The sequence below is a fragment of the Mesorhizobium sp. M0598 genome (assembly GCF_040320865.1).
Taxonomy (GTDB): Bacteria; Pseudomonadota; Alphaproteobacteria; order Rhizobiales; family Rhizobiaceae; genus Mesorhizobium.
Map to the genome: position 1 here is coordinate 109336 of NZ_JAMYQL010000004.1, position 20765 is coordinate 130100.

21 protein-coding genes and 2 pseudogenes are annotated in these 20765 nt (G+C 63.5%); 9 read left to right on the forward strand and 14 right to left on the reverse strand.

Features of this window, described 5'->3' with window-relative positions:
- Position 1 precedes the first annotated feature (1 nt).
- The gene (locus NKI59_RS07345; RefSeq protein ID WP_352703295.1) at positions 2–2506 is read right to left on the reverse strand and encodes a heavy metal translocating P-type ATPase; all 2505 of its coding nucleotides are present in this window, start codon (positions 2504–2506) and stop codon (positions 2–4) included.
- 227 nt (positions 2507–2733) lie between these two features.
- Between NKI59_RS07345 and NKI59_RS07350 the strand changes: the two genes are divergently transcribed.
- Both NKI59_RS07350 and murJ read left to right on the forward strand, forming a co-directional pair.
- A complete protein-coding gene (locus NKI59_RS07350; RefSeq protein ID WP_352703297.1) occupies positions 2734–5532 on the forward strand; it encodes a [protein-PII] uridylyltransferase in 2799 nt (932 codons plus the stop codon).
- A gap of 46 nt (positions 5533–5578) precedes the next feature.
- Positions 5579–7177 carry a murein biosynthesis integral membrane protein MurJ gene (murJ, locus tag NKI59_RS07355; protein WP_352703301.1) on the forward strand — a complete coding sequence of 533 codons (1599 nt, stop codon included), beginning with the start codon at positions 5579–5581 and terminating at the stop codon, positions 7175–7177.
- Here the strand turns inward: murJ and NKI59_RS07360 are convergent.
- Positions 7152–7556, reverse strand: a complete 405-nt coding sequence (locus tag NKI59_RS07360; protein WP_352703303.1) for a type II toxin-antitoxin system VapC family toxin — start codon at positions 7554–7556, stop codon at positions 7152–7154. The genes murJ and NKI59_RS07360 overlap by 26 nt on opposite strands.
- Positions 7556–7801, reverse strand: a complete 246-nt coding sequence (locus NKI59_RS07365) for a type II toxin-antitoxin system VapB family antitoxin (RefSeq protein ID WP_023676383.1) — start codon at positions 7799–7801, stop codon at positions 7556–7558. The genes NKI59_RS07360 and NKI59_RS07365 overlap by 1 nt, the downstream gene beginning before the upstream one ends.
- Before the next feature lie 368 nt (positions 7802–8169).
- Here NKI59_RS07365 and trpS point away from each other — a divergent pair, with 368 nt between their 5' ends.
- The 3 genes from trpS to NKI59_RS07380 all read left to right on the forward strand — a co-directional run bounded on the left by trpS (position 8170) and on the right by NKI59_RS07380 (position 10778).
- A complete protein-coding gene (gene trpS, locus NKI59_RS07370; protein ID WP_352703305.1) occupies positions 8170–9252 on the forward strand; it encodes a tryptophan--tRNA ligase in 1083 nt (360 codons plus the stop codon).
- Positions 9253–9437: 185 nt separating this feature from the next.
- A complete protein-coding gene (locus tag NKI59_RS07375; protein ID WP_023676385.1) occupies positions 9438–9929 on the forward strand; it encodes a universal stress protein in 492 nt (163 codons plus the stop codon).
- 279 nt (positions 9930–10208) lie between these two features.
- The gene (locus tag NKI59_RS07380) at positions 10209–10778 is read left to right on the forward strand and encodes a NifU family protein (RefSeq protein ID WP_023676386.1); all 570 of its coding nucleotides are present in this window, start codon (positions 10209–10211) and stop codon (positions 10776–10778) included.
- Between the two features lie 110 nt (positions 10779–10888).
- Here NKI59_RS07380 and NKI59_RS07385 read toward each other — a convergent pair whose 3' ends face one another.
- The 3 genes from NKI59_RS07385 to NKI59_RS07395 all read right to left on the reverse strand — a co-directional run bounded on the left by NKI59_RS07385 (position 10889) and on the right by NKI59_RS07395 (position 12528).
- Positions 10889–11506, reverse strand: a complete 618-nt coding sequence (locus NKI59_RS07385) for a L,D-transpeptidase (protein WP_352448678.1) — start codon at positions 11504–11506, stop codon at positions 10889–10891.
- 338 nt (positions 11507–11844) lie between these two features.
- The gene (locus NKI59_RS07390) at positions 11845–11970 is read right to left on the reverse strand and encodes a hypothetical protein (protein WP_352448513.1); all 126 of its coding nucleotides are present in this window, start codon (positions 11968–11970) and stop codon (positions 11845–11847) included.
- A 231-nt stretch (positions 11971–12201) separates the two neighbouring features.
- Positions 12202–12528, reverse strand: coding sequence for a GYD domain-containing protein (locus NKI59_RS07395; RefSeq protein WP_023676390.1), 327 nt, complete (start codon positions 12526–12528; stop codon positions 12202–12204).
- A gap of 155 nt (positions 12529–12683) precedes the next feature.
- Here NKI59_RS07395 and NKI59_RS07400 point away from each other — a divergent pair, with 155 nt between their 5' ends.
- The 3 genes and pseudogenes from NKI59_RS07400 to NKI59_RS07410 form a co-directional block, all read left to right on the forward strand.
- Positions 12684–12983 carry a DUF1330 domain-containing protein gene (locus tag NKI59_RS07400; RefSeq protein ID WP_023717905.1) on the forward strand — a complete coding sequence of 100 codons (300 nt, stop codon included), beginning with the start codon at positions 12684–12686 and terminating at the stop codon, positions 12981–12983.
- Positions 12983–13135, forward strand: a pseudogene (locus NKI59_RS07405) (transposase); the annotation flags it as partial. The gene NKI59_RS07400 and the pseudogene NKI59_RS07405, both read left to right, overlap by 1 nt.
- Positions 13130–13268 (forward strand): annotated as a pseudogene (locus tag NKI59_RS07410) (DMT family transporter); the annotation flags it as partial. The pseudogenes NKI59_RS07405 and NKI59_RS07410, both read left to right, overlap by 6 nt.
- 188 nt (positions 13269–13456) lie before the next feature.
- Here the strand turns inward: NKI59_RS07410 and NKI59_RS07415 are convergent.
- Positions 13457–13825 carry a hypothetical protein gene (locus NKI59_RS07415; protein WP_352703308.1) on the reverse strand — a complete coding sequence of 123 codons (369 nt, stop codon included), beginning with the start codon at positions 13823–13825 and terminating at the stop codon, positions 13457–13459.
- Between NKI59_RS07415 and NKI59_RS07420 the strand changes: the two genes are divergently transcribed.
- The gene (locus tag NKI59_RS07420) at positions 13824–14324 is read left to right on the forward strand and encodes an MmcB family DNA repair protein (protein WP_352703310.1); all 501 of its coding nucleotides are present in this window, start codon (positions 13824–13826) and stop codon (positions 14322–14324) included. The two genes, NKI59_RS07415 and NKI59_RS07420, sit on opposite strands and share 2 nt — an antisense overlap.
- An 82-nt stretch (positions 14325–14406) precedes the next feature.
- On the opposite strand, the gene NKI59_RS07425 is transcribed toward NKI59_RS07420, so the two are convergent.
- The 7 genes from NKI59_RS07425 to fdhF all read right to left on the reverse strand — a co-directional run bounded on the left by NKI59_RS07425 (position 14407) and on the right by fdhF (position 20755).
- Entirely contained in the window at positions 14407–14748 is a 342-nt protein-coding gene (locus NKI59_RS07425; RefSeq protein WP_352703312.1) for a hypothetical protein, read from the reverse strand.
- 69 nt (positions 14749–14817) lie between these two features.
- The gene (locus NKI59_RS07430) at positions 14818–15180 is read right to left on the reverse strand and encodes a nuclear transport factor 2 family protein (protein ID WP_352448516.1); all 363 of its coding nucleotides are present in this window, start codon (positions 15178–15180) and stop codon (positions 14818–14820) included.
- Between the two features lie 77 nt (positions 15181–15257).
- The gene (locus NKI59_RS07435) at positions 15258–15731 is read right to left on the reverse strand and encodes a carboxymuconolactone decarboxylase family protein (protein ID WP_352455046.1); all 474 of its coding nucleotides are present in this window, start codon (positions 15729–15731) and stop codon (positions 15258–15260) included.
- A 111-nt stretch (positions 15732–15842) separates the two neighbouring features.
- Entirely contained in the window at positions 15843–16409 is a 567-nt protein-coding gene (locus tag NKI59_RS07440) for a helix-turn-helix transcriptional regulator (protein ID WP_352703314.1), read from the reverse strand.
- A gap of 105 nt (positions 16410–16514) precedes the next feature.
- A complete protein-coding gene (locus tag NKI59_RS07445; RefSeq protein ID WP_352570237.1) occupies positions 16515–16823 on the reverse strand; it encodes a formate dehydrogenase subunit delta in 309 nt (102 codons plus the stop codon).
- Positions 16813–17640 (reverse strand): formate dehydrogenase accessory sulfurtransferase FdhD, encoded by an 828-nt coding sequence (gene fdhD / locus NKI59_RS07450; protein WP_502901032.1) that lies wholly within the window; start codon positions 17638–17640, stop codon positions 16813–16815. Before fdhD ends, NKI59_RS07445 begins: the two co-directional genes overlap by 11 nt.
- A 202-nt stretch (positions 17641–17842) precedes the next feature.
- A complete protein-coding gene (fdhF, locus tag NKI59_RS07455) occupies positions 17843–20755 on the reverse strand; it encodes a formate dehydrogenase subunit alpha (protein ID WP_352703318.1) in 2913 nt (970 codons plus the stop codon).
- Between the last annotated feature and the right edge of the window lie 10 nt (positions 20756–20765).

Below are 20765 nucleotides of genomic sequence, written 5' to 3' on the forward strand. Positions count from 1 at the left end.
CTCAGAGTTTCAACGTCCTGAGCCGCAATGCGTTGGCGATGACCGAAACCGAAGACAGGCTCATCGCCGCCGCCGCGATCATCGGCGACAGCAGCGTGCCGGTGAGCGGATAGAGCACGCCGGCAGCAACCGGCACGCCAAGCACATTATAGAGGAAAGCGAAAAACAGGTTCTGGCGGATGTTGCGGATCGTCGCGCGGGCCAGCGTCCTCGCCCTGACGATGCCGTTGAGATCGCCCTTGACCAGCGTAATTCCCGCACTTTCGACCGCAACATCGGCGCCTGTGCCCATGGCGATGCCGACATCGGCGGCGGCAAGTGCGGGTGCATCGTTGACGCCGTCGCCGGCCATGGCGACGCCGGCACCGCCGGCACGCAATTCCTCGACCAGCGCGTTCTTCTGTTCGGGCAAAAGTCCGGCACGCACCGCGTCGATGCCGAGCTTGGCTGCGATGGCCCTGGCGGTGCGCTCATTGTCGCCCGTCGCCATGACGATCTTCAGCCCGCTGTCATGCAGCGCCTTGATCGCCTCGGCGGTGGTCGCCTTGATCCGGTCGGCAACGGCGACGAGGCCGGCGAGCTTGCCTGCGACAGCGACGAACATCACGGTCTTGCCATCGGCCTGCAGCGCCTCGGCGCTGGCCAGGACCGAAGCCGTCTCGATGCCGAGATCGACCATCATCGCGGCATTGCCGAGCGCTACCTTCTGCCCCGAGACCGTGCCGGAAACGCCCTTGCCGGTGACGGCCTCGAAACCGCCGGCGTCGGGGACCTTCACGCCGCGTTCGCGGGCGCCTTCGACGATCGCCTCGGCCAGCGGATGCTCCGAGCCTTTTTCGAGACCGGCGGCGAGCGCCAGCAGCTCGTCCTGTGCCATGCCTTCGACCGCGATGACGTCGGTCAGTTTGGGCCGGCCTTCGGTCAGCGTTCCCGTCTTGTCGACGATCAGCGTATCGACCGAGGCAAAGCGCTCGAGCGCCGCCGCTTCCTTGATCAGCACGCCGGCATGCGCGCCGCGCCCGGTGGCGGTCATGATCGACATTGGCGTGGCAAGGCCGAGCGCACAGGGGCAGGCGATGATCAGCACCGAGACCGCCGAGACGATGGCAAACACCAGGCTGGGTTCCGGTCCGACGATCGCCCAGGCGACAAACGCAATGATGGCAATCAGAACGACGGCCGGGACGAAGTAGAACGAGACGCGGTCGGCCAACCCCTGGATCGGCGCGCGTGAACGCTGCGCCTTGGCGACCAGCTCGACGATGCGCGCCAGCGTCGTCTCGGCGCCGATCTTTTCGGCGCGCATGATCAGCGAACCGTTCTTGTTGAGCGTGCCGCCGGTGAGGTTGTCGCCTTCGGTCTTTTCGACCGGCAGCGGCTCGCCTGTGATCATCGATTCGTCGATGGACGAGCGCCCTTCGAGCACAATGCCGTCGACCGGCACGGCGTCACCGGGGCGGATGCGCAGGCGGTCGCCGGCCTTGACGGTTTCGAGCGGCACGTCGTTTTCGGAACCGTCCGCGCCGATCTGCCGCGCCGTCTTCGGCGCCAGGTCGAGCAGCGCGCGGATCGCCGAGCCGGTTTTCTCGCGGGCGCGCAATTCCAGCACCTGGCCAAGGAACACCAGCGCGACGATCACCGCCGCCGCCTCGAAATAGACCGGCACGGTGCCGTCATGGCCGCGGAACTGGTGCGGAAAGAGGCCTGGAAACAGCGTGGCGACGACGCTGTAGAGATAGGCGGCACCGACGCCGAGCGAAATCAGCGTCCACATATTGGGGCTGCGGTTGAGGACCGAGTTCCAGCCGCGATGGAAGAACGGGAATGCCGCCCACAGCACCACCGGGCTGGCCAGCGCCAGCTCCAGCCAGACCTTCGCGCGGTCGTCGATGAAGGCCTGGAACGTCAGGCCGAGCATCGGCGCCATGGCGATGACCAGCAACGGCACGGACAGCACCGCGCTCACCCAAAAGCGCCTGGTGAAGTCGACCAGTTCGGGGTTAGGTCCCTCGTCGCCGGTCGGCACGCCCATCGGCTCCAGCGCCATGCCGCAGATCGGGCAGGAGCCGGGCTTGTCGCGGATGATTTCCGGATGCATCGGGCAGGTGTATTGCGTGCCCTTGGGCATCGGCTGCGGCGCCGGCCTGTCGCCGAGATATTTTGCCGGCTCGGTTTCGAACTTCGCCTGGCAAGCGGCCGAGCAGAAATAGAAGCCCCGGCCCTCGTGCCGCAAAAAGTGCTTGGCCGTGGCACGGTCGACGCTCATGCCGCAGACGGGATCGGTTGCGGTCAGGTATTTTTCCGGTTCGGCGACGAATTTCGAACGGCAGCTTTCGCTGCAGAAATGATAGCGATGGCCGTCATGCTCGGCCGTCGGCTTGCCGGCAGCCGGATCGACGGTCATGCCGCAGACCGGATCGCGGACGACGGCGTCCGCAGCAGAGGAGACGCCTTTTGGCGAGCAGCAGCTGCCATGGGCGTGATGATGGTGATCGGAATGCGTCATGCCGAAAGCCCCTGTATTTCGATGTTGCGGCGGAGGTAGTGCTTCCAGTAACTGGAAGGTCAAGGGCTGATTTCGATTTTTCGTGGCCAGGCCCAAACTGCACCGGCCGCGGGCATGAGACGATCGTCCCGTTCCACGGCTGCGGAGAACGCGTCCGTCCGCCCCATACCCAGCGCCGCGAAAACGCGCTATAGACGCCGCCGAAACGGCGAGGCCGAACGGCATTTATGGCAAGAATATCCCTGAAGCTCGAGGAACTGATCGACGGCGAAGCCTTGCGCCGCGAGATGACCGAACTGACCGAGGCGTCGGCAGGCGACGGCTCCGGCAAGGCCGCGCGCAGCGGCGTTCTCAAGCTTCTCAAAAGCCGGCTCGCTGACGGCCGCACGGTCGCCGAACGCATGCTGATGGACGATGGCAGCGGTACCGCCTGCGCCGCCCGGCTGTCGCATCTGATGGATGAGATCATCCGCGCGCTCTACGACTTCGCCGCCACCCATGTCTATCGCGTCAAAAACCCGTCATCGGCCGAGCGCATGGCGGTCGTGGCCGTCGGCGGCTATGGCCGTGGCACGCTGGCGCCCGGGTCCGACATCGACCTGCTGTTCCTCCTGCCCTACAAGCAGACGCCATGGGGCGAGCAGATCGTCGAATACATGCTCTACATGCTGTGGGATCTCGGGCTGAAGGTCGGCCACGCCACCCGCAACATCGACGAGTGCCTCAGGCTGTCGCGCACCGACATCACCATCCGCACCTCGATCCTGGAGGCGCGCTTCCTGTGGGGCGAGCAAAAGCTCTATGACGAGCTTTTGCAACGCTTCGACCACGAGGTGGTGCGCACCACCGGCCCCGAATATGTCCAGGCCAAGCTCGCCGAACGCGACGAGCGCCACGCCAAGGCCGGCGAGAGCCGTTACCTGGTCGAACCCAACGTCAAGGACGGCAAGGGCGGCCTGCGCGACCTGCAGACGCTGTTCTGGATCGCCAAATATTTCTACCGCGTGCGCACCGGCGAGGAACTGGTCGACAAGGGCGTCTTCACCGACGCCGAATACAGAGAATTCCAGAAGGCCGAGGATTTCCTATGGGCGGTGCGCTGCCACATGCATTTCCTCACCGGCAAGGCCGAGGAGCGGCTGCATTTCGACATCCAGCGCGACATTGCCGAGCGGCTGGGCTACACCACCCATCCCGGCCTGTCGGCGGTCGAACGCTTCATGAAGCACTACTTCCTCGTCGCCAAGGATGTCGGCGACCTAACCCGCATTTTCTGCGCCGCGCTCGAGGAGGAGCAGGCCAAGCATGTGCCGGGCTTCAACCGCATTTTCCTCACCTTTTCGCGCCGCAAGCGCAAGCTCGCCGGCACGGCCGATTTCATCGTCGACAACCACCGCATCAACATTGCCGACGACGAGGTGTTCGAGCGCGATCCGGTCAATCTCCTCAGGCTGTTCTGGTTCGCCGACAAGCACGGCCTGGAATTTCACCCCGATGCGCTGAAGCTGTTGACCCGTTCGCTCGGCCTCGTCGGCAAGGCACTGCGGCGCGACGAGGAAGCCAACCGGCTGTTCCTCGACATCTTGACCTCGGACCGCAACGCCGAGCTCAATCTACGGCGCATGAACGAGGCCGGACTGCTTGCCAAGCTGATCCCGGACTTCGGCAAGATCGTCGCCATGATGCAGTTCTCGATGTACCACCACTACACGGTGGACGAGCACCTCATCCGCTGCATCGGGGTGCTGGCCGAGATCGAGCGCGGCGACGGGGAAAAGATCCATCCACTCGCCCACTCGCTGATGCCGGGGCTGAAGAAGAGCCGCGAGGCGCTCTATGTCGCCGTGCTGCTGCACGACATCGCCAAGGGCAGGCCGGAGGACCATTCGCAAGCCGGCGCCAGGATCGCCCGGCGCATCTGCCCGCATATGGGGCTCTCGCCGGCCGACACCGAAACGGTCGCCTGGCTGGTCGAGAACCACCTCGTCATGTCTATGACGGCGCAGACCCGCGATCTCAACGACCGCAAGACGATCGAGGATTTTGCCGCCATCGTGCAGTCGGTCGAACGGCTGAAGATGCTGCTTGTGCTTACCGTCTGCGATATCCGCGGCGTCGGGCCCGGGGTCTGGAACGGCTGGAAGGGCCAGTTGCTGCGTACGCTCTATTACGAGACCGAGCTTTTGTTGACCGGCGGGTTTTCGGAGGTGTCGCGCGCCAAACGGACGGCGGCGGCGCGCGAACAACTGGCCGAGGCGCTTGCCGACTGGCCGGAAAAGGCCCGCAAGCGTTATGTCGGCCAGCACTACGAGAACTATCTGCTGGCGGTCGATCTTCCCGACAAACTCCGCCATGCCGAATTCATCCGCGAGGCCGATCACGCCGGCAAGAAGCTCGCCACCATGGTGAAAACCCACCAGTTCGAGGCAGTGACCGAGATCACGGTACTTGCGCAGGACCATCCGCGCCTGCTTTCGGTGATTGCCGGCGCCTGTGCCGCGGCCGGCGGCAACATCGTCGACGCGCAGATCTTCACCACCTCAGATGGTCGGGCGCTCGACACCATCCTGATCTCGAGGGAGTTCGACCTCGACGAGGACGAGCGCCGCCGTGCCGAGCGCGTCGGCCGGCTGATCGAGGACGTGCTATCGGGCAAGAGCTGGCTGCCCGAAATGATCGAGAAGCGGACCAAGCCGCGGCGCGGCGCCAAGGTTTTCCGTATTCCGCCACGCGCCGAGATCCGCAACACGCTGTCGAACCGTTTCTCGGTGATCGAGGTCGAGGGGCTGGACAGGCCGGGCCTTCTGTCGGAGATCACCGGCATGTTGTCGGACCTGTCGCTCGACATCGCCTCGGCCCACATCACCACCTTCGGCGAAAAGGTCATCGACACGTTCTACGTCACCGATCTCACCGGCCAGAAGATCGACAGCCCGTCGCGTACGGCGACCATCCGCAACAGGCTGATCGCGGTGCTCGAGGGCACGGCGTCCGAGCGCGGCAAGACCAAAACGGCCGCCGAGTGACTGTTACCTTCCATTTGCCCCAATCGCACAGGCAGTCTTCAAGCGCATGAGCCTTGTCAAGAAATTCGCCACGGTCGCTTCCGGCACGCTGATGAGCCGCGCCCTCGGTTTCGGCCGCGAGATGCTGATGGCTGCCGCACTCGGCACCGGGCCGATCGCCGACGCTTTCAACGCCGCCTTCCAGTTTCCCAACACCTTTCGCCGGCTGTTCGCCGAAGGCGCCTTCAATGCCGCCTTCGTGCCGCTGTTCGCCAAGGAGATCGAGACGCACGGCACCGACGGCGCCAAGCGCTTTTCCGAAGAGGTGTTCGGCGTCTTGTTCACGGCGCTTCTGGCGCTGACCATCGCCATGGAACTGGCGATGCCGCTGATCGTGCGCTACCTGGTGGCGCCGGGCTTTGCCGACACGCCGGGAAAATTCGAGACGACGGTGGCGCTGGCGACCGTCATGTTCCCCTACCTGATCTGCATGTCGCTCGGCGCCATGATGGCCGGCATGCTGAATTCGCTGCGCCGCTATTTCGCCGCTGCGGTGGCGCCGGTGTTCCTCAACGTCATCCTTATCGCCGTGCTTGCCTATGCCTGGTACAAGGGTTCGGACGCCCGCACCGTTGGTTTCGGCCTGGCCTGGGGCGTGCTGGCGGCCGGCCTGGTGCAGCTGGCGATCGTCTGGGCGGCGGTGCGCCATGCCGGCATTTCGATCGGCTTCCGGCGGCCGAAGATGACGCCGAACGTCAAGCGGCTGCTGATCCTGGCGCTGCCGGCGGCGATCACCGGCGGCATCACCCAGATCAACCAGCTGATCGGCACGGCGATCGCGTCGGCGCAGGACAGCGCGGTGTCGTCGCTGGCCTATGCCGACCGCGTCTACCAGCTGCCGCTGGGCGTCGTCGGCGTCGCCGTCGCCATCGTGCTTTTGCCGGAACTGTCGCGGGCGCTGAAATCAGGCAATCTGGTCGAGGCCGCCAATCTGCAGAACCGCTCGGTCGAGTTTACCCTGTTCATGACCTTGCCGGCGGCGGCCGCGCTGCTGGTCATGTCCGAGCCGATCGTGCGGCTGGTCTATGAGCGCGGCGCCTTTGCCGCCAACAATTCGACGCCGACGGTCGCGGCAATCCTGGCGATCTTCGGCCTCGGCCTGCCGGCCTTCGTGCTGATCAAGGCGTTCACCCCAGGCTATTTCGCCCGCGAGGACACGCGCACGCCAATGATTTTTGCCGCCATCTCGGTGGGGGTTAACATTACGACGGCGCTGACGCTGTTTCCGACCATGGGCGCGCCCGGCATTGCCGTTGCCTCCGCTGTCGCAGGCTGGGTCAATGCGGCGATGCTGCTCGCCGTGCTGATCCGGCGCGGCCATTGGGGCCGCGACGTGCCGCTCATGAAACGCATCCCGCGGCTGGTGCTGTCGGCGGCGGTGATGGCCGCGGCGCTCTATCTTGCCGAACACTGGTTCGCCGCAAGGCTCGGCTCCGGCTCGCCGCTGGTGATCAAGGCGGTAACGCTGCTTGCGCTCGTCGCCGGCGGGGCGCTGCTCTACTTCGTTACTGCCTTCGCCACCGGCGGCGCCGATTTCGGCATGATCCGCCGCAATATCGGGCGCAAGGGCTCCCAGCCGGTCAAGCAACAGTCTCCAGATCCGTGAAGCGGAATTCGTCCGCCGTCGAAAGCATCGGAACGGCATAGTAGCGCGCACAGGCGTAGTGGAAACAGTCGGCCATGTTCAGGCGGCCAGCGTTGTTGCGAAACCGCGATGCAGCCTCGACTGACAGAGATGCCGCGTCAGAGGCAGGCGGAAGCTCCCGCAAGGTGATTCCACGCTCTTCGAGAAAACGGCTGACTATCTTGAAGCTTGTGGCGACCGGGACGGCTAGCTTTTCCGATCGCGAAAGCGCCATCGCGGCTTCCCAAACCACGATAGCCGACGTGAACGGAGCCGACGCCTTCATGACCGCCTGCGCGCAGCGCGGGGCTTCGGTCTCGTTGCTCAGTATTGCAACGATAGCGGCTGCATCGATGAACATCAGTCTTCACCGGACAATTCGTCGTAGACCGAGCGCGGCAGCGGCTTGCGCGCCTGCTCGCTCAGCTCAATACCGAACTCGGCCCGGAGCCGTGCCGCCGTCTCCAGCGGCGTCTCGCGATTGCGCCGGCGCTCCAAGGCTTCGCGCATGGCGATCACGATCGCCTCGGTGATCCCGACACCTTCAAGCCTGGCAAAAGCCCGCGTCAGGCTGTCCGCTTCCTTGTTGTTGATGTTGATCGTCATTGTTTTGCTTCCGCTGTGTAGCAAATATTATGTAGCTATCTACATCAGTCCGTCAATGTGGCCCTGAGCCAAATCGAAGCGATTGCCGAGGCGAGCTATTTTGTTCTTGCTTTGTGCCGGCAGCTATGCTACTAATTTGAGTATGGTGCTGATTCGCACCGACGACCCCGCCGCAAGGCGGGGTTTTTGATTCTGGTCGGCGCCATCCCTTCAAACAGCCTTCTGCGGCGTCTTGCTCGGCCACGGCCAAGGCCCTGCGCGGCCTAGCCAATACCCCTCTTGATCGCCTCCTCGCTCTCGTCCATAAGCGCGCCGTCGCAAGACTTTCGCCGCGCGCGAAACGGCCCTCCACAAGCCAGGGAAACACTATGACCGACCTCAACCAGCCCGCCTTCAAGCCGCTCGTCTTTTCCGGCGTCCAGCCAACCGGCAATCTGCATCTCGGCAATTATCTCGGCGCCATCAAGAAATTCGTCGCCCTGCAGGACACTTCCGACTGCATCTATTGCGTCGTCGACCTGCATTCGCTGACCGCACAGCTCGTCTATGAGGATCTTCAGGACCAGACGCGTTCGATCACCGCGGCGTTTCTCGCCTCCGGCATCGATCCGACCAAGCACATCGTCTTCAATCAGTCGAGGGTGATGCAGCACGCCGAGCTTGCCTGGATCTTCAACTGCGTGGCGCGCATCGGCTGGATGAACCGGATGACGCAGTTCAAGGACAAGGCCGGCAAGGACCGCGAGAACGCCTCGCTCGGCCTGCTCGCCTATCCCTCCCTGATGGCCGCCGACATCCTCGTCTACCGCGCCACCCACGTGCCGGTCGGCGACGACCAGAAGCAGCATCTGGAGCTGACCCGCGACATCGCGCAGAAATTCAACAACGACTTTTCGGACCGCATCGCAGCGCTTGGCGTCGGCGTCGAGATGCAGGTCGGCGAAGAGACGGTGAACGGCTATTTCCCGCTGACCGAGCCGGTCATCGGCGGCCCGGCAGCGCGCATCATGTCGCTGCGCGACGGTTCGAAGAAGATGTCGAAATCCGATCCGTCGGACCTGTCGCGCATCAACCTGACCGACGACGCCGATGCCATCTCGAAGAAGATCCGCAAGGCCAAGACCGACCCGGAGGCTTTGCCCGGCGAACTGGACGGGCTTGCCGGCCGGCCAGAAGCGGAAAACCTCGTCGGCATCTATGCCGGCCTCGCCGAAATCTCGAAAGAGGCGGTGCTGAAGGAATATGGCGGCCAGCAGTTTTCGGTGTTCAAGCCGGCGCTGGCCGACCTTGCGGTGGAAAAACTGGCGCCGATCGCCGGCGAGATGCGCCGCATCTCCAGCGACCGCGCCTATGTCGACGCGGTGCTGCGGGATGGCGGCGAGCGTGCCGGCACATTGGCCGAAGCGACCATGAAGACAGTGCGCGACATTATCGGCCTGCTGCAAGGCTAATGCATGTCGCGCAAAAGTGTGCAGCGGTTTTGCGATAACGACATGCATAAAACAAGAACCTGAAGCGCGTCGCTGGTCGAACGCGACGCGCTTTAAGCTGCACCAGCATTGCCACAGCCGCCGGTCGCTTGCGGGCGGGCTGTGGCGGTGGCAGATTGCGGCCGAAACCATCGAACAGGGTGAATATGGTCTCCAAACGCCTCAGCCGCGAAGTCGGTCATCGCCGCAAGTTCCTGGCGATCATCGACGACACGCCCGAATGCGAGCGCGCCGTCGCCTACGCCTCGAAGCGGGCGCAAAGCACGGGCGGCGTACTGGTGCTGCTCTATGTCATCGAGCCGGATGATTTTCAGCACTGGCTGGGCGTCGAGAAGATCATGCGCGAGGAGGCGACCGCCACGGCGCGTGCCGCACTGGACAGCTACGCCAACAAGGTGCGCCAGAAGCTCGGCATCGAGCCGGAACTGGTGGTGCGCGAAGGCAAGCCGACCGAAGAGATCCACAAGCTGATCGAGGAAGACCAGGACATCGCCATCCTGGTGCTGGCGGCAGGCGCCGGCAAGGAAGGGCCTGGGCCGCTGGTCGGCGCGGTCGCCGGCAAGGGCGCCGCCTTTCCCATCCCGGTCACGGTGGTGCCGCAGAACCTGTCGGACGAAGAGATCGACAGCCTCGCCTGAGATGTGCTGATATTCAGGTGAGGCCGGCCTGCAAATGGCAGCTTCCTGCGCTTCCGGTGCTCACGTACCAAAAGTACGCTCCGCTCCGGTTCACGGAAACCACCATTTTCGGCTCGGCCTGACCTGAATCTCAACACATCTCCAATCGTTTCAGCGAACTAGCAAAACATTCCGCCAGCCAGCCGTTCCCCCCCGAGGCCTTTCCCTTGAATGTCGGGCGGATAAAGCCTAATTAGAATTATTCCAAACTAGCTGCCCGAAACGGGCACGGAGACGGCCATGTTCATCCAGACCGAGTCGACGCCAAACCCGGCGACGCTGAAATTCCTGCCCGGCAAGGAAGTGCTGCAAGAAGGCACCGCCGATTTCCGCGATGCCGATAGTGCCGCGACGGCTTCGCCGCTCGCCGGCCGGCTGTTCGAAATCCCCGGCGTCACCGGCGTCTTCTTCGGCTATGATTTCATCACCGTGACCAAGGACGGCCCCGACTGGCAGCATCTGAAGCCGGCTATCCTCGGCGCCATCATGGAGCATTTCATGTCCGGCGCCCCGGTGATGGCCAAGGCCGGCCCCGCCGCCGAGACCAGCCAGACCGGCGAATTCTACGACAAGGCCGACGAGGAGCTGGTCGTCACCATCAAGGAGCTGCTCGACACGCGGGTGCGCCCGGCGGTGGCCCAGGATGGCGGCGACATCACCTTCCGCGGCTTCGAGAACGGCACCGTGTTCCTGCACATGAAGGGCGCCTGCGCCGGCTGCCCGTCGTCGACGGCGACGCTGAAGCACGGCATCCAGAACCTGCTCCGGCACTTTGTGCCGGAAGTGCAGCATGTCGAACAGGTCTCCTGACGCGACGTTCCATCGTCAACATCGATAGACAACAAAAAACCGGGCCAAAGTGCCCGGTTTTCTGTTTGCGACGTCTGTGTTGTTGCCTAGACGGTCCGCGTATAAGGGTTTTATATCACAATGACCTTGGCGCCGACCGAGGTGCGGTCGTAGAGGTCGATAATGTCCTGGTTCATCAGCCGGATGCAGCCCGACGACATCGCCTTGCCGATCGAATTCCATTCCGGGCTGCCATGCAGGCGATAACCCATGTCGCCGCCCTTGTTGAACAGGTACATAGCGCGCGCGCCGAGCGGGTTCTTCAACCCCGGCTCCATGCCACCGGCAAACTTGGCCAACTCCGGCTGCCGCTTGATCATCTGCGAAGGCGGTGTCCAGGTCGGCCATTCGCGCTTCAGCGCGATATGGGCGGTGCCGTGCCATTCGAAACCCTCACGGCCGACGCCGATGCCGTAGCGCATCGCTTCGCCGTCGCCCATGACGAAATAGAGGAACTTGTTCTGCGTATCGACGATAATGGTGCCCGGCTTTTCCCTGGTGTCGTAGTCGACGATCTGCCGGCGGTATTTGAACGGCACCTTTTCGATCGGAACGCGCGGCAGGTGATAGCCGGCGTCGGTCACCGCGCCGTAGTTGTTGGTGAAGATCTGCGAGCCGATGGTGCTGCAACCGGCGACAGCCGTCGACAGCGCCAGGGCCGCGACGATTGCAAGTGACTTCATGCGCATGAAAAGGTCCGATGCCTGCCCAAACAACAGCGGCTCGAGTCGGCCGCTTTTTTCATCTTCATTCATGCTGGCATTTGCTTTGCTTGCCAAGCGGGCGATGCCTACATCCTTGGACTTGCGTGCTGGTAAACCTGCGACTATGGCATTTCGGCAACAGCCCCCGCAGGATTATGTTGCAAAATCAATGGGCCAGGAACAAGAACCCCGAGCCGAGGAAATCACCCATGAATGTCGGTGACGCTGCCCGGCGCTCTGGCCTGCGGCCAAGACCATCCGTTGCTACGAGGAGATCGGCCTGAGACGCGGCCGCCGCAGGGGAAAGTCCAGACAGGCCGGGTTTAATAAAGGACGCCGCGAAGCACGGTCCAAGCCAGAAGCCCGAACGTGCCGATCACCACCAATGCACCAAGGACCGTGCCGATCTTTTCAGGCAATCCATCGGGGCGACCAGGATCGTTGGCCATTCAACTATCGATCATGACGTAGGCCGCACCAAACACGGCAACGATAATTGCCCCAAGCACCGCCCAGCCTCTGATGGCCGAGCGGATTTCCTCCGGCGTCGGTCGTCATCTTCCGTCATCTAATGCTCCTCCTAGAATCCGTGGCAGACATTGAAAGCGCAAGCTGCAACGTGCGCCGTCCGAGAGCAAGCGTTCCCCAGCCTTCGACACTCCGCAAAGCGCGGGCGGCGGTCACGATCCCGGCGGGCGGTACCGGATCGACTTCGCTTTGCCAAGCGCGTCCATCGTCTCTTCGACACTTAACAGGACGGTGGTCTGGTACGAGCTGAGCGCGCCTCCCGCACCGATGGCGAGCATGACGGATGCCATCGACACGTTGTCCGGCGCCTCCCATAGGTTCCAGCCATCGTACTCCCCGAAGGCATACCAGAACCCGTGCAGCTTTCCGCCGACCGACTCGATGTAGGAACGGGCAGCCTCGCGTCTATCCTCGGGATTATCCATCAAGCGCGCCCAGGTTTCGGGCCTGTAGCTGAATCGCGTGAGATACATCGGCATGGTTCGTCTCTCCTCCCAGAGCTGCCCCCACCAAGACAGTTAAGCGCCCCAATCCGGGAGAACGCGAGTCGTTTCCGAGGCGTAGTACCGCTGGCTTAGTTGCGGGTCTGCTAATAGACCTGTTTCAATTGCCTTCCCCAAGGGGAGTAAGGTCAATGGCCGCATATCTTATTGCTGATGTAGACATAACCGACGCCGCCGTTTTCGAGGAATACCGCCGGGATGTGCCGGCAACCGAAGCCCGCTATGGGGGGAGGTACATCGCTCGCGGCGGAGCCACCAAAGTGCTGGAGGGCGATTGGGAACCTCATCGCCTCGTCATTGTCGAATTCCCGGACATGGCGTCCCTCCTGGCATGGTACGACTCTCCAGAATACGGCCGCCTCAAAGCCATCCGCGAACGCTGCGCAAAGACGAGAATTATTGCTCTGGAGGGCATGATGCCGGTTAGCTAAAGGTGCTCGAGGCCGAAATGGACGAGGCGCTGGGCGCTTCGAAGAGCGAACGCACACCGGAGCGGCTTGGCTACCGCTCGGGTTATTATGGCCGCACCCTTGTCACCCGTGTCGGCAAGCTTGAGCTGCGGGTTCGGCAGGACCGGGGCGGCGGCATTGTTCTGGTCGCGCTGGTCGCCTGGATTTTGTGGGCAAAAACCGGACTTGGCTGGGTTCGTCGGCATGGGCTTAATTTTGGCTGGCGTATTGGTTCTCAACCTACTGTCCAAAACAAGCGCCCATTGATCAGCTAAATTAGCTGCTGCCAGATGCAAGCGGCCCACCTTGTGGAAAGGTGGAGTATTGCGAAATAATCGACTCAAAAAGTCGAAACGTACGCTAACAATATTTCGTCAGAGGGAAAGGGCTTTGCGCTCTATGAAGGGGATCGCCATTCCCCTACGGCTTGGTAACGCTGGCGGGTAGTGGCCTTTCTAGTTCTGCCTTCCCTTCAGAACGCCTTCAACGAGGTCATTGAACTCCTCGACGCTCAGACTACACAGGGCCTCGGCCGCGCCTAAATGGCAGAATTTAAATTCCACGAATTTCTTGTCATTGTTTGGGTCGAACTTGATGAAGAACCGAAACGACCAAGCGCCGCGAAGGGGCACATAAACGTAACTCAAGTCTATGGCCATGAAGTGCCGTTTGACGCTTTTCCAAAACCGCATCGCTGGATTCCCCCAATGACCCCCTCTTTCATACCAGCGCAGGCGCAATTCGCCAGCGGGTTTGTCAACCATAGAATCGCCCCGCATAAAACAGTTCAAACCGTGAACAAAATCTGGCATGGTGTCCGCCATGCCCATCATTTCCCCGATTCCCCTCAACCCGCTCATCGACGGCCGCCAGTCGGAGCGTGCCATGCTGGTCAGGCGTGGCGTGCAGCGGCTGCTCGGGCAGATGGGCGCGCATGTCTTGCCCGAACTGTCGCTGGCCACCGGCCGGCGCGCCGATCTCGTCGCGCTGACCCGCCAGGGCGACATCTGGATCATCGAGATCAAATCCTCGATCGAGGATTTCAGGGTCGACCGCAAATGGCCGGACTACCGGCTGCATTCCGACCGGTTCTTCTTCGCCACCCATCCCGGCGTACCCCAGGAGATATTTCCGGAGGAGTGCGGCTTCATTCTCTCCGACGGCTACGGTGCCGAGATTTTGCGCGATGCGCCCGAGCACCGCATGGCAGCGGCGACGCGCAAGGCGCTGATGCTGCGGATCGCACGCGCCGGTGCGTCGCGGCTGCTCGCGGCCGAGCTTGCCGGCGTGTCGGTGCCGGCGCTGGACGGCGAGAGCGAGTAGGGGTTTTGCTCTCCGTGATCATGGAGGCTGCGCCGTCCCGGCCGGGCGGCCACCTTCTCCCCGAGGGGAGAAGAGGCTGAGATCAACGCCGGCGATCTCCTCTCCCCTCGCGGAGAGGTCGGATTGCCCGAATTGCCTTTCGCAATTCGGTTGGCAATCCGGGTGAGGGGGCATCTTCCCAAATGCGATAGCCCTGTTCCACAAGCTGGTGCCCCGACACCACATAGGGCTCCATCTCCTTGCCCCATTTGGCGTGCGCGTCGATCTTGCCGATCCTGGCGAAGAACGCCTCCAACTGGCGAGGCTTTCGACCTGGTGATGTGACCCGACCGTCGCTTCCCGCGTCGATCGATCCGGTCATGATCTGGAACTTGAGGTCGTCGAGACCGGCCTGCGAGCCGATCTCGCGTTCCCATTTCTTCAACAGAGCACGGTCTGCTTGTGGCCGAATTTTGCGTCGATCTGCCATCTGGCACTGAACATCGCCGCCTCCTTATTCGTCCCAGGCCTGCACGACCGTCTGCCGTGCGATCTGGCCGTTCTTCAGCTCCAGCATCGCCGCGCAGAATACCTTGGTCCCGTCCGGATAGGAGCAGGCCTGGGTGAAGGCGAGATTGTTGCCGTCGGCGATGGTGGTGTCGACCTTGTGGGTCATCGCCCGGCTGCAGATGTCGTCCCAGAACGTGGTGATCGCTGCGCGCCCGCGGATTTCGCGCGGCTTGCTCGGCGGGTTGTTGCGGTCGATCACCCGCACCAATGCGTCGTCGGCATAGAAGCTCGCCAGCAATTTTCCATCACGGCCCTCAATCGCCTTCTTGATCGCAGCGCCGTCTATCGTCTGTGTCTTGGTCAGCATTTTTTCCTCCATAGGCCCGTCTTCACCGGGCGTTCAATTGATCAGAACCGCCCGGCGCTCATAGACGGGCAGGTGGTTCACTGCGACTTCGCCTTGACGGCCGCGAACACCTCGTCGGACTGCTTCTTGAAAGTGGCGAGATCGACCTGGCTGCCGTTGAGCATCGTCGACCAGTGGCGCACGATCGCCGCCATCGCCACCGCCTCCTTGATCTCCTCGTCGCTGGCGCCATTGAGCTTGGCCGCCTGCGTGTGGAAATAGATGCAGTACTGGCAGGGGATCTGCGAGGCGACGGCGAGGCCCATCAATTCCTTGGTCTTGCCGTCGAGCGCGGTGTTCGGGTTGAGCTGCACGCCCTTGATCTCGGCCCAGGCGCCGGCAACGGCGACATCCGGCAGCGTCTTGAACATGTCCGGCACCAAGCCGAGCGTTGCCTGGATGTCCTTGTAGGCAGCGGTCGCTGAGGCGTCTTCGGCCTTGGCAGGAACGATCGCCAACAGCGCGCCAACGCCTGCCGCCAGCACCAGTGATTTGAGTGTCGACTTCAGCATTTTATTCCTCCCTTCGCAGCGCCTTTCCCGGCGACATCCGCCTGGCCTGCATGGGACGAAGTGATAGCGCTTACGCATGCCCGGCCGCTTCGCCCGAAAGCGCCATGGCTCCTATGGCCCGTGCGGGCCAGCGTGCCGGGCCGAGAACGCCGCCGCCGCCGCCCGCGACGGCAGGTCCAGCTTGAGCAGAATATTGGCGACGTGGCGCTTGACGGTGTGTTCGCTCAGCCCGAGTTCGGCGGCGATCGCGGCATTGCTCTTGCCATCGGCGATGAGGTTCACCACCTCGCTTTCGCGCGCCGTCAGTGCGGCCGGCTCGGCAGCTTTGGCCTTCGGCCGGCAGGCCGGCTCCAGATGCTGTTCCGAGGTCGCCTGCACCAGCGCCAGCGGCTCATCCAGCTCGTCAAGCGCGATGCGCCCGGCGTCATTGAAATGAAGGCCTGAACCGGCGGCGAGGTCGGCGACCAGCCGCGAAGCGAGGATGTCGCCGCGCCCGGCATGCCCGGCAAGCTGCATCGTCACGCGCGCCGTCAACCCCGTCGGCGGCCCACGCAACTCGACCTCGCCGACATGTACGCCCTGCGCGCTGGCGACGAGATCGAACGATCCCTGGCCGACCACCTGATAGGCGATCCGCACGTCACCACTGAGCGCGTATCGAGTTTCGATCAGCCTCACGAGTTGTCCGCCCGACCCGACGATTTCTTATCGCCGGATCATAGCAGAGGCGCGCAGCTTGCGGCAGGTGAAACTTTAGAGAGCGTGAATGTGGGCCCGCGGCGCCTACTTCTGTGACGCGGCGGTCGTCTCGGTGTTCGCTCCGCCAGCGCTGAAACCTGCGCCCTCCGGCGCGCCCGGCCGCTTGATGTGTGGCGCGGCCGCGACGACAAGCTCGTTGAACCCCTCGCCGCCGCTGTCCAGCATCTCGAACAATTGCCGGCGCATCCTCGGCTCCCAGAACTTGTTGATGTGCTCGGCGACGCCGGCAATGCCTTGCTCGCGCGGCTTTGAGTGGAAAAAGGCGGCGATCTGGTTGGCCATGCGAACCAGCTTTTCGCTGGTGCTCATGAGGTGGCCCTCGTCATGCGACATGCTTGGCAACTCCGGAAACCACTCGGTCAGGATGGGTGAAAATATCGAAATCGTCGCCGCGCACCAGCGCCACCAGCGTCATGCCGGAATCGTCTGCGGTGCGGATGGCAAGTGCGGTCGGCGCCGAGACGGCAATGATGACGGCCGAGCCGATCGCCGCGGTCTTCTGCACCATCTCGACCGAAACGCGCGACGTGACGACGACGGCCCCCGACCTGCCGTCGATACCGGCTTTGGCCAGCGCGCCGGCCAGCTTGTCCAGCGCGTTATGGCGGCCGACATCCTCGCGCGCCATGACGATGCCCTTGCCGGAAAGGTAAAAACCGGCGGCGTGGACGGCACCGGTCTCGGCGTGCAGCGGCTGCACCTTCGACAAAAGCTTGACCGAGCGGACGATGTCATCGGACTGAAGTGTAAGTTGCGACGCACCGACCGGGTTTACCGAGCGCATTGCCTCTTCGATGGATTCGATGCCGCACAGCCCGCAGCCGACCGGCCCAGCGAGCCTGCGCCGCCGCGCTTCGAAGCGGGTGTTGGCCTGGTCCTTCAGCCGGATCTGGATATCGATGCCGGCGCCGTGATCCTCGACCTCGATCGCTTCGATTTCGTCCGGCGAGGCAATGATGCCTTCGGTCAGCGAGAAGCCGAGCGCGAAATCCTCGAAATCAGCCGGGCTTGCCATCATCACCGCATGCGTGGTGCCGGCAAAGGAGAACGCCACCGGCGTCTCTTCCGGCACCATGCGGTTGGCGGCCGCAGTACCGCCGGCGCGGCGCGCCAGGCGGCTGATCTGTGTGACAGCACGACGTTTGGGCATCACGCGGCATCCCCCTCTGGCCTGCCCTCTTTGTCATCATTTGGCATCTCCCCCTCAAGGGGGGAGATCGGCAGTTCAGGCGTCGCAGCGCACCTTTCGACTTTGGTGATTGGCGAAAGTCGAGATGACATCCAATCTCCCCCCCTGAGGGGGAGATGGCCGGCAGGCCAGAGGGGGGTACTCCGGCACGAAACCAAAACCGCTACTCCGCTGCTTGCAGCGGGGCGATGCGGCGGCTTTGCTTTGCCTGCTCGTCATAGTCGCGCTGCCATTCCGACGGGCCGTTGGATGCACCCACCTGCACCGCGGTCACCTTGTATTCCGGGCAGTTGGTCGCCCAGTCGGAGAAGTCGGTGGTAATGACGTTGGCCTGGGTGTCGGGATGGTGGAAGGTCGTATAGACGACGCCCGGCGACACCCGCTCGGTGATCATCGCGCGCAGCGTCGTCTCGCCGGAGCGGCTGGTCAGCCGCACCCAGTCGCCGTCGCGCAGGCCGCGATTTTCGGCATCGTGCGGATGGATCTCCAGCCGGTCCTCGCTATGCCAGACCACATTGTCGGTGCGCCGGGTCTGCGCGCCGACATTGTATTGCGACAGGATGCGGCCGGTGGTCAGCAGCAGCGGGAAGCGCGGTCCGGTCCTTTCGTCGGTCGCCACATATTCGGTGCGGATGAACTTGCCCTTGCCGCGCACGAAGCCGCCGATATGCATGATCGGCGTGCCTTCCGGCGACTTCTCGTTGCAGGGCCACTGCACCGAGCCCACCCGGTCGAGAAGGTCGAAGGAAACGCCGGCGAAACTTGGGGTTGTCTTGGCGATCTCGTCCATGATCTGGGACGGATGCGTGTAGTTCCAGCCGAGGCCGAGCGCCTTGGCGAGCTCCTGCGTCGTTTCCCAGTCGGCATAGCCGCATTTCGGCTCCATCACCTTGCGCACCATGTTGATGCGGCGCTCGGCATTGGTGAAGGTGCCGTCCTTCTCGAGGAACGTCGAGCCGGGCAGGAACACATGCGCGTAGTTGGCCGTCTCGTTGAGGAAGAGGTCGTGCACGACGACGCATTCCATCGCGGCGAGACCGGCGGCGACATGCTTGGTGTCGGGGTCCGACTGCAGGATGTCCTCGCCCTGCACATAGAGCCCCTTGAACGAGCCGTCGACGGCCGCATCCAGCATATTGGGGATGCGCAGGCCGGGCTCGTCGTCGAGCTTGACGCCCCACAGGCTCTCATAGATGGCGCGCACCGCGTCGCCTGAAATATGGCGATAGCCGGGAAGCTCGTGCGGGAACGAGCCCATGTCGCAGGAGCCCTGCACATTGTTCTGACCGCGCAGCGGATTCACGCCGACGCCCGGCCGGCCGATATTGCCGGTCGCCATGGCGAGGTTGGCAATGGCGATGACGGTGGTCGAGCCCTGGCTGTGCTCGGTCACGCCGAGGCCGTAATAGATCGCGCCGTTACCGCCGCGGGCGTAGAGCCGCGCCGCGCCGCGTATGTCGTCGGGATCGACATTTGCAAGCTGGCCGACCACTTCCGGGCTATTTTCCGGCAGCGCCACGAACGATGCCCAGTCCTGGAACTCGTCCCAGTCGCAGCGCTCGCGGATGAAGGCCTCGTCGAACAGACCCTCGGTGACGATGACATGGGCAAGTGCGGTCAGCATGGCGACGTTGGTGCCCGGCTTCAGCGGCAGATGGAACTGCGCCTCGACGTGGGCCGAGCGCACGATGTCGGTGCGGCGCGGATCGAGCACGATCAGCTTGGCGCCCTCGCGCATGCGCTTCTTCATGCGCGAGGCGAACACCGGATGCGCATCGGTCGGATTGGCGCCGATCAGCAGGATCACGTCCGTCTGCTCGATCGAATCGAAGTCCTGCGTGCCGGCGGAGGTGCCGAAGGTCTGGCCGAGACCATAGCCGGTCGGCGAATGGCAGACGCGGGCGCAGGTATCGACATTGTTGTTGCGGAAGCCCTGCCGGACAAGCTTCTGGACGAGGTAGGTCTCCTCGTTGGTGCAGCGCGAGGAGGTGATGCCGCCGATCGAGGTGCGGCCGTACTGGTATTGGATGCGGCGGAATTCATTCGCCGTATGGGTGAGCGCCTCTTCCCACGACACTTCGCGCCACGGATCGCTGACCTTCTCGCGGATCATTGGTTTCAGGACACGGTCCTTGTGCGTCGCGTAGCCATAGGCGAAGCGGCCCTTGACGCAGGAGTGGCCGTGGTTGGCCTTGCCTGCCTTGTAGGGCATCATGCGGATGACCTCGTCGCCCTTGACCTCGGCCTTGAACGAGCAGCCGACGCCGCAATAGGCGCAGGTGGTGACGGTCGAGCGCTCGGGAAGGCCTTTCGCCAGCACGGTCTTTTCCCTCAGCGCATCGGTCGGGCAGGCCTGCACGCAGGCCCCGCACGACACGCATTCGGAATCGACGAACGCCTCGTGCATGCCGGCCGAGACCCTGGATTCGAAGCCGCGGCCCTCGATGGTCAGCGCGAACGTGCCCTGCACCTCCTCACAGGCTCGCACGCAGCGCGAGCAGACGATGCACTGCGTCGGATCGTAGGTGAAATACGGGTTCGATTCATCGCGGGCGATGTAATCGATGGTCAGCGAGCCATGGCCGGGCGCCACGCCGTTTTCCTGCTTGACGTGGTTGCGGCCGTCCACGCCATAGCGGTTCTCGGTCAGGCCGACCGTCCTGACGACCTTGTCGAACTCGCTGGCGCCAGTGCCGGCCTTCTCGCCCCACGCGGCAGGATGGTCGGAGACGTAGAGTTCCATCACGCCGCGGCGAATGGCGTCTAGCCGGTCGCTCTGCGTATGCACGACCATGCCTTCGCCGACCGGCGTCGTACACGAGGCCGGCGTGCCGCCGCGCCCGTCGATCTCGACGAGGCAGACCCGGCAGGAGCCGAACGAGTCCAGCATGTCGGTGGCGCAGAGTTTCGGGATTTCGACGCCCGCTTCCATCGAAGCGCGCATGATCGAGGTCCCCGCCGGCACCGTCACCGACTTGCCGTCGACCGTCAGCGTTACCTTTTGTTCCGCTTCAGAGGCGGGTGTGCCGTAGTCGATTTCCTGGACCAGCGATTTGATGTCGAATGCCGCGTTCATACCTGTCCGC

What these genes read in the sequence shown, in the direction of transcription:
- NKI59_RS07345 (WP_352703295.1), bottom strand. Translation starts at nt 2,506, where the DNA reads ATGACGCATTCCGATCACCATCATCACGCCCATGGCAGCTGCTGCTCG.
- NKI59_RS07350 (WP_352703297.1), top strand. Translation starts at nt 2,734, where the DNA reads ATGGCAAGAATATCCCTGAAGCTCGAGGAACTGATCGACGGCGAAGCC.
- murJ (WP_352703301.1), top strand. Translation starts at nt 5,579, where the DNA reads ATGAGCCTTGTCAAGAAATTCGCCACGGTCGCTTCCGGCACGCTGATG.
- NKI59_RS07360 (WP_352703303.1), bottom strand. Translation starts at nt 7,556, where the DNA reads ATGTTCATCGATGCAGCCGCTATCGTTGCAATACTGAGCAACGAGACC.
- NKI59_RS07365 (WP_023676383.1), bottom strand. Translation starts at nt 7,801, where the DNA reads ATGACGATCAACATCAACAACAAGGAAGCGGACAGCCTGACGCGGGCT.
- trpS (WP_352703305.1), top strand. Translation starts at nt 8,170, where the DNA reads ATGACCGACCTCAACCAGCCCGCCTTCAAGCCGCTCGTCTTTTCCGGC.
- NKI59_RS07375 (WP_023676385.1), top strand. Translation starts at nt 9,438, where the DNA reads ATGGTCTCCAAACGCCTCAGCCGCGAAGTCGGTCATCGCCGCAAGTTC.
- NKI59_RS07380 (WP_023676386.1), top strand. Translation starts at nt 10,209, where the DNA reads ATGTTCATCCAGACCGAGTCGACGCCAAACCCGGCGACGCTGAAATTC.
- NKI59_RS07385 (WP_352448678.1), bottom strand. Translation starts at nt 11,506, where the DNA reads ATGCGCATGAAGTCACTTGCAATCGTCGCGGCCCTGGCGCTGTCGACG.
- NKI59_RS07390 (WP_352448513.1), bottom strand. Translation starts at nt 11,970, where the DNA reads ATGGCCAACGATCCTGGTCGCCCCGATGGATTGCCTGAAAAGATCGGC.
- NKI59_RS07395 (WP_023676390.1), bottom strand. Translation starts at nt 12,528, where the DNA reads ATGCCGATGTATCTCACGCGATTCAGCTACAGGCCCGAAACCTGGGCG.
- NKI59_RS07400 (WP_023717905.1), top strand. Translation starts at nt 12,684, where the DNA reads ATGGCCGCATATCTTATTGCTGATGTAGACATAACCGACGCCGCCGTT.
- NKI59_RS07420 (WP_352703310.1), top strand. Translation starts at nt 13,824, where the DNA reads ATGCCCATCATTTCCCCGATTCCCCTCAACCCGCTCATCGACGGCCGC.
- NKI59_RS07415 (WP_352703308.1), bottom strand. Translation starts at nt 13,825, where the DNA reads ATGGCGGACACCATGCCAGATTTTGTTCACGGTTTGAACTGTTTTATG.
- NKI59_RS07430 (WP_352448516.1), bottom strand. Translation starts at nt 15,180, where the DNA reads ATGCTGACCAAGACACAGACGATAGACGGCGCTGCGATCAAGAAGGCG.
- NKI59_RS07435 (WP_352455046.1), bottom strand. Translation starts at nt 15,731, where the DNA reads ATGCTGAAGTCGACACTCAAATCACTGGTGCTGGCGGCAGGCGTTGGC.
- NKI59_RS07445 (WP_352570237.1), bottom strand. Translation starts at nt 16,823, where the DNA reads ATGTCGCATGACGAGGGCCACCTCATGAGCACCAGCGAAAAGCTGGTT.
- fdhD (WP_502901032.1), bottom strand. Translation starts at nt 17,640, where the DNA reads ATGCCCAAACGTCGTGCTGTCACACAGATCAGCCGCCTGGCGCGCCGC.
- fdhF (WP_352703318.1), bottom strand. Translation starts at nt 20,755, where the DNA reads ATGAACGCGGCATTCGACATCAAATCGCTGGTCCAGGAAATCGACTAC.